Origin of the sequence: Streptomyces sp. 1114.5 (genome assembly GCF_003635085.1) — a bacterium.
Lineage (GTDB): Bacteria > Actinomycetota > Actinomycetes > Streptomycetales > Streptomycetaceae > Kitasatospora.
The window spans coordinates 367155-373408 of the sequence record NZ_RBXE01000004.1 but is presented as its reverse complement, the minus strand read 5'-3'; the positions used below and the strand labels follow the sequence as shown (position 1 = coordinate 373408).

6 protein-coding genes are annotated in these 6254 nt (G+C 74.7%); all 6 read left to right on the top strand.

All coding sequences use genetic code 11. The annotated features are described in order from the left end of the window. Positions 1-520, top strand: a 520-nt coding sequence (locus tag BX285_RS36765; protein WP_147465312.1) for a PP2C family protein-serine/threonine phosphatase, incomplete at its 5' end; no start/stop codon positions are given. A gap of 137 nt (positions 521-657) precedes the next feature. Beyond that, a complete protein-coding gene (locus BX285_RS36760; RefSeq protein WP_259471030.1) occupies positions 658-2328 on the top strand; it encodes a sensor histidine kinase in 1671 nt (556 codons plus the stop codon). Between the two features lie 99 nt (positions 2329-2427). Then, on the top strand, positions 2428-3096 hold the full coding sequence (locus tag BX285_RS36755; protein WP_097239771.1) for a response regulator transcription factor: 669 nt from the start codon (positions 2428-2430) through the stop codon (positions 3094-3096). A 554-nt stretch (positions 3097-3650) separates the two neighbouring features. Continuing rightward, positions 3651-4406: a transglycosylase family protein gene (locus BX285_RS36750; protein ID WP_097234801.1), complete on the top strand. Its 756-nt coding sequence runs from the start codon at positions 3651-3653 to the stop codon at positions 4404-4406. A 325-nt stretch (positions 4407-4731) separates the two neighbouring features. Continuing rightward, positions 4732-5514, top strand: coding sequence for an SDR family NAD(P)-dependent oxidoreductase (locus BX285_RS36745; protein ID WP_310794284.1), 783 nt, complete (start codon positions 4732-4734; stop codon positions 5512-5514). 122 nt (positions 5515-5636) lie between these two features. Continuing rightward, a complete protein-coding gene (locus BX285_RS36740; protein ID WP_121179778.1) occupies positions 5637-6242 on the top strand; it encodes a TIGR03086 family metal-binding protein in 606 nt (201 codons plus the stop codon). Positions 6243-6254: the final 12 nt, after the last annotated feature.

The window sequence follows — 6254 nt, the reverse complement described above, 5'->3', positions numbered from 1 at the left end:
TGTCGGCGCCGCCGCCACCATGGGCCAGCTGCGCAGCGCCGTCCGCGCCTTCGCGACCGGCGGCGAGCCGCCCGACCAGGTCCTCGCCCGCACCAACCGGCTGCTGCTCGACCTCGACCCCGGACTGCTCGCCAGCTGCTGCCTGGTCCGGCTCACCCCCGCCGACGGCACCGCCCGGATCGCCCGGGCCGGGCACATGCCACCGGTGCTGCGCCACCCGGGCGGGCGGGCCGAGGCACTGTACGTGGCGGGCGGTCCGCTGCTCGGGGTGGACGAGCGGGCCGCCTACCCGGTCAGCGAGCTGCGGCTGCGGCCGGGCGCGCTGCTCGCCCTCTACACGGACGGGCTGGTGGAGGACCCGGCGGTGGCGATCGACCAGGGGGTGGAGCGGCTGCGGGCCGCGCTGGCCCGGGGCGCGGCGGGGGAGGGACCGGAGGAGGCGGCCGACCGGCTGCTGCGGGAGGTCGGCTCGACCGGCCGGGTGGACGACGTGGCGCTGCTGCTGACGGCCTTCGGCTGAGCGGGCGGCGGTGCGGGGCCGGTGTGCGCGGCGGAAGCGACGACCGCCGAGGGGCGGTGGACCGGGCGACTTTCGTCGGCGCGGGCGGCGACGAAGGTGGACGGCGCCCGCGCGGACCGGCCCGTTAGCCTCGACGGGTGGATGCGATCGCACGGGCCTGGAAGAAGGCGGTACGGACGGCACTGCCCGGGCCCTGGCGGCCCCGGCGGGTGGTGGGTGAGGCCGCGCTCGCCCTGCTGATGGGCGGTTTCGCCGCCCTGCTGGAGCTCGCCGGCTCCACCGGCCTGGCCGTGCCCTTCGGCATCGGCGTCGCACTGCTGTGGGTGCTGCGGCGCGGCCTGCCGGCCACCGTGCTGCTGGCCGCCGCGGCCGCCACCGGCTGGTCGGGCGGGCCGGTGCTGCTGCTGATCTGCGCGGGCTGGACGGCCGGGGCGCGGATCCGCCGGGTCTGGACGCTGGTCGGCACCTTCGTCCTCGGCTGGCTGCTGTTCACCGTGACGGGCGTGCTGAAGGACGCCACCACCACCTCGCCGAAGCTGGTCCTCGGGCTGTCGCTCGGCGGCTTCCTGGTGCTCGCCGTGCTGCCCGCGCTCTACGGCCGCTACCGCGCGCAGCGGCGCGCCCTGCTGGACGCGCTGCGCGAGCGCAACGACCAGCTGCTGCGCGAGCGGGCCATGGTGGTGCACCAGGCGCGGCTGCGCGAGCGGCACCGGATCGCCCAGGACATGCACGACAGCCTGGGCCACCAGCTGGCGCTGATCTCGGTGCACTCCGGCGCGCTGGAGGTGGACCGCACGCTCACCGACCGCCAGCGGGAGGCGGTCGGCGTCCTGCGGCAGGCGGCGGTCGCGGCGATGCGCGAGCTGCGCGAGGTGGTCGGGGTGCTGCACGACGAGTCGACGGCGCTGCCGCCGACGCCGGGGGCGGTGGCCGGGGGGCCCGCCCGGGGCGGGGCGGACGGGATCGAGGGGCTGGTGGAGTCCTCGCGGGCGGCCGGGGCCGAGGTCGTGCTCTCCCGGGAGGGTGAGCGGCGCCCGCTGCCGGCGGCCGTCGACCACGCGGCGTACCGGATCGTGCAGGAGGCGCTCACCAACGCGCACAAGCACGCCCCCGGCGCGCCGATCGGCGTCGCGCTCCGGTACGAGCCGGACGCGCTGGTGGTGGAGGTGACCAACGCGCGCACGCCGGAGCTGGTGGGCGTGCGCGCCGGTGCGGGCCCGGCAGTCAGCGGCGGTCAGGGGCTGACCGGGCTGCGGGAGCGCGCCCGGCTGGTCGGCGGCATGGTGCACGCCGGGCCGACCCCCGACCAGGGGTTCCGGCTGGCCGCCGTGCTGCCGTACGAGGCGGCGGAGGGTGCCGGGGAGGGCGCCGCGGCTGCCGCCGGCGCGGACGACTGGGCGTTCGAGGGCCTGTCGCCGTCCGGCGAGGGGGAGGGCGGGCGGCGCAGCCCGGCGCTGGGCTGCGCACTCGGTGTGGTGGGCGTCGGGCTGACCGTGCTGGCGCTGTGTGTCTGGGGCGTGGTGGCCTTCGTCGGCGGCTCCCGGGACGCGACGGTGGGCAGGCCGGCGTACGAGCGGATCCAGGTCGGTGCGCCGGAGGCCGAGGCGGTGCGTGAGCTGCCGCCCGGCAACGACTTCTTCGTCGACCAGTACAAGGGGACCGGGCCGACCCCGCCGGAGGGCTCGCGCTGCCGCTGGTACCTCCTCGGCGACCAGTCGGACACCGGCTGGGACGAGGACCACGTGGCGCGGTTCTGCTTCAAGGACGGGGTGCTGGTGGACAAGCAGGAGTACGTCACCAAGAACTGACGCCCGTCGGACCGGTGGTCGGGGCGGGTCGGTGGAGATGTGAGGATGGTGATGTAGTCGCATCACCGTTCGAGGGGAATGGCCAGCGGAATGACCAGCGTGATCCGAGTCCTCGTCGCCGACGACGAGCCGCTGATCCGGGCCGGGATCAGGATGATCCTGGGCTCCGCCGACGACATCGAGGTGGTCGCGGAGGCCGCCGACGGTCGGGAGGCGCTGGAGCTGGCGCGGTCGCACCGGGTGGACGTGGTGCTGCTGGACATCCAGATGCCGGTGATGGACGGGCTCACGGCGCTCGGGGAGTTGGCCAGGGTTGCGCCCGGGGCGCGGGCGCTGATCCTCACCACCTTCGGGGAGCGCGAGAACGTCCTGCGCGCCGTGACCGAGGGCGGAGCCGGCTTCCTGCTCAAGGACACCGCGCCGAACGAGCTGATCCAGGCCGTCCGGGCAGCGGCGGGCGGCAACGCCTTCCTCTCCCCGGCCGCCACCCGGCACATCGTCGACTCGCTGGCGGACGGGCGCAGCGGCTCGCTGGCCGCCCGCAGTGCCGCGGCCCGGCGCCGGCTGGAGGTGCTGACCGGGCGTGAGCTGGAGGTGTTGGCGCTGCTCGGCGAGGGTCTGTCCAATGCCGACGCGGGGGCCCGGATCCACATGAGCGAGGCGACGGTGAAGACGTACGTGAGCCGGATCCTGGCCAAGCTGGGCTGCGAGAACCGGGTCCAGGCGGCGTTGCTGGCGCGCGATGCGGAGCTCGACGGCCGGAGCTGAGCGTATCCGTACGATCGCGGACGGTGTCGGGTGTGGCGGATGCCACTCGACGGCTGCGTGGAACCGGGAACTCCGGCTCTGGTGGTGACGGTGCGTCAGCAAACGATCGCGGTGGGTGGATGGTGTGCCGGGCTTCGCGATTGGACAGGTGTGAGCGCAAGCACGGAGATCGATCATCTGATCTTGAAAATGCGGTCAAACCCGGTCAAGTCGGGCAAGGGCTCTTGATCGATACCGCCGGTAACAGTCAACTGACCTGCGATGTCCAAGAATTGCTTGCCGCGCTCCGGGGATGCCCCCTAGCTTCGTTGGCGGCGCAACGAGCGCCACCCGGGTTCACCCCGATGCACCGCCCGCCGACTGACCCACGGCGCAAGGGCGGTGACCGCCGATCAGGCCGGCTCCAACGGGCCGTCGGCGAGCGGAGGTGACCGGGGCGGCACGGCACGTCCGACACGTGCGCGGCCGCCCGTCGAGTGAGGTGAGCGTAACGACCGGCCCATGTCCCGGGCCTGGTTCCGTCTGCCCGCCCGGGACTTGTCGAGAGGACTTGTATGAATCCCCGTCACGAGACCGCCGCTGCCACCGACACCACCGCCACCAAGCGCCACCGCGTGCGGATGGCGGTCATCGCGGGAGCCGCCGTCGCGGCCCTGCCGGTGGCCGGCCTCGTCACGGCCACCTCGGCCTCCGCCGCTACCACGTCGACCTGGGACTCCGTCGCCCAGTGCGAGAGCGGTGGGAACTGGAGCATCAGCACCGGCAACGGCTTCCACGGCGGACTGCAGTTCACCCCCAGCACCTGGAAGGCGTACGGCGGCACCGCGTACGCCCCCCAGGCCAACCAGGCGACCAAGGCGCAGCAGATCACGGTCGCCGAGAAGGTGCTCGCCGCACAGGGTCCGGGCGCCTGGCCCGTCTGCTCGCAGAAGGCGGGTCTGAGCAAGGGCGGCGCCCCGGCCGCCGTCGACACCTCGGCGGGCTCCGACGCCCCGGCGGCCAAGCCGGCCGCCAAGCCCGCCAAGGCGGCCAAGCCGGCCACGAAGGCGGCCAAGCCCGCCGCCGCGCCGCAGCAGGCGCCCCGGGCCGCGGAGGCGGCGCAGGGCCGGCCGTCGGCCAAGCCGGTGCAGTCCGCGCCGGTCGCGCCGACGAACACCGCCGGCGGCAACTACACCGTCAAGAGCGGTGACACGCTCAGCGAGATCGCGGCCAAGTTCGGCACCGACACCGACAGCCTGTACGGCAGGAACGTCGGCGTCATCGGTGGCGACCCGGACCTGATCTTCCCGGGCCAGACCCTCACGGTCTGACGGCCTGACGGGCCCGACCGCCTGACGGGCCCGACCTGACGGGCCCGACCGCCTCGCGGATCCCCTGAGCGAGCCTGCGGCGGAGCGCAAGACCCGGCCTCCGCCCCGCAGCCCCGCACCCCGGCCGAGCGGCTGCCCCCTGCACGGGGGCAGTCGCTCGGCTCGTTCGGTCAGACAGGCCATGGGCGGCGTGCGCGCCGGGGCGCGGGGGTGTTTCGGGGGATGGTTGAACGTTGAACGCGACGTCCGAATGCCGCCGGAGGTTTGAAGTGCTCCGGGTCAGGATCGAGTCATGTCCGAGATCGGAACGAGGAGTTCTGGAGATATGACGATGAACGGCGTGAACGGCGTGAACGGTGTGAACGGCGCGGCGGTGCTGGACGGCAGGGTGGCCCTGGTGACCGGCGGCAGCCGGGGGATCGGGGCGGCGATCGCGCTGCGGCTGGCCGAGGACGGGGCCGAGGTGGCCCTGACGTACCACGGCGAGGCGCAGCGGGCCGAGGAGGTCGTCGCGAAGATCACCGCGATGGGGCGACAGGGGTGGGCCGTCCGCGCGGACAGCGCCGATCCGCAGGCGGTGCTCGGCGTGGTGGCGGCGGTGGCGGAGCGGTTCGGGCGGCTGGACGTCCTGGTGAACAACGCGGGCGTCGGCGTCCTCGGCCCGATCGGCGAGCTGGCGGCGGCCGACGTCGACCGGGTGCTGGAGGTGAACGTCCGGGCGCCGTTCCTGTTCGCCCAGGCGGCCTCCGCGCACCTGGCCGACGGCGGACGGATCGTCACCATCGGCAGCTGCATCGCCAAGCGCGTCGCCTTCCCCGGCGCCACGCTGTACGCGACCAGCAAGGCCGCGCTGATCGGCCTGACCAAGGCGCTGGCCCGGGAGCTCGGCCCGCGCGGGATCACCGCCAACGTGGTCCACCCGGGCCCGATCGACACCGACATGAACCCGGCCGAGGGGCCGGCCGCGGAGTTCCAGAGCGGGCTCACCGCGCTCGGCCGCTTCGGCACCGGCGCGGAGGTCGCGGCGGCCGTCGCCTACCTGGCGGGCGAGGACGGCCGGTACGTGACGGGCACGGAGCTGGCGGTGGACGGCGGCTTCGCGGCCTGACGGCCCGACGGCCGGTAGGGAGGGGGCGCGGTGTCGTGTCGGGCGGGTGTCGGTGGCCGCGCTTACGATCACCCGGCACGACCCCGTACCCCGACCGTGCTCCCGACCGAGAGGTGTGTGCCATGACCGCAGCGGAAGACCCGATCGGCCTGCTCGCCCGGGCCCTGGCGCAGACCGCCGGGCTGATCGACGGCACCGGCGTCGAACTGGCAGGCCACCCGACCCCCTGCCGCTCCTGGGACGTCGGCGACCTGGTCAGCCATCTGCTCTACGACCTGCGGCAGTTCACCGTCCGGGCGCGGGGCGGCCGGCCGGACTGGTCGCAGCCCTTCGAGCGGGTGGAGGAGGACTGGCTGCACGCCTTCGAGGCCGGAGCCGAGGAACTGGTCGATGCCTGGCGGGCGGCCGGGGATCTCGACGGGACGGTTGAGGTGCCCGGTGTCGGCACCCTGCCGGCCCGCTTCCCGGTGGACCAGCAGATCGCCGAAATCGCCGTCCACGGGTGGGACTTGGCGCGCGCCACCGGTCAGTCCACCGACGGGCTGGACCACGAGGTGGCGCTCACCGCGCTCGCCTGGGCGCGCGGCGCGCTCAAGCCCGAGTACCGGGGCACCGAGGAGGAGCACCAGGCCTTCGGCCCCGCCGTCGCCGTCCCCGAGGACGCCCCGCCGTACGACCGGCTCGCCGCCTTCTTCGGCCGCGACCCGGCGGCACCGGTCGTCGGGTAGTCCCGGGTCAGC

What these genes read in the sequence shown, in the direction of transcription:
- BX285_RS36750 (WP_097234801.1), top strand. Translation starts at nt 3,651, where the DNA reads ATGAATCCCCGTCACGAGACCGCCGCTGCCACCGACACCACCGCCACC.
- BX285_RS36740 (WP_121179778.1), top strand. Translation starts at nt 5,637, where the DNA reads ATGACCGCAGCGGAAGACCCGATCGGCCTGCTCGCCCGGGCCCTGGCG.
- BX285_RS36745 (WP_310794284.1), top strand. Translation starts at nt 4,732, where the DNA reads ATGACGATGAACGGCGTGAACGGCGTGAACGGTGTGAACGGCGCGGCG.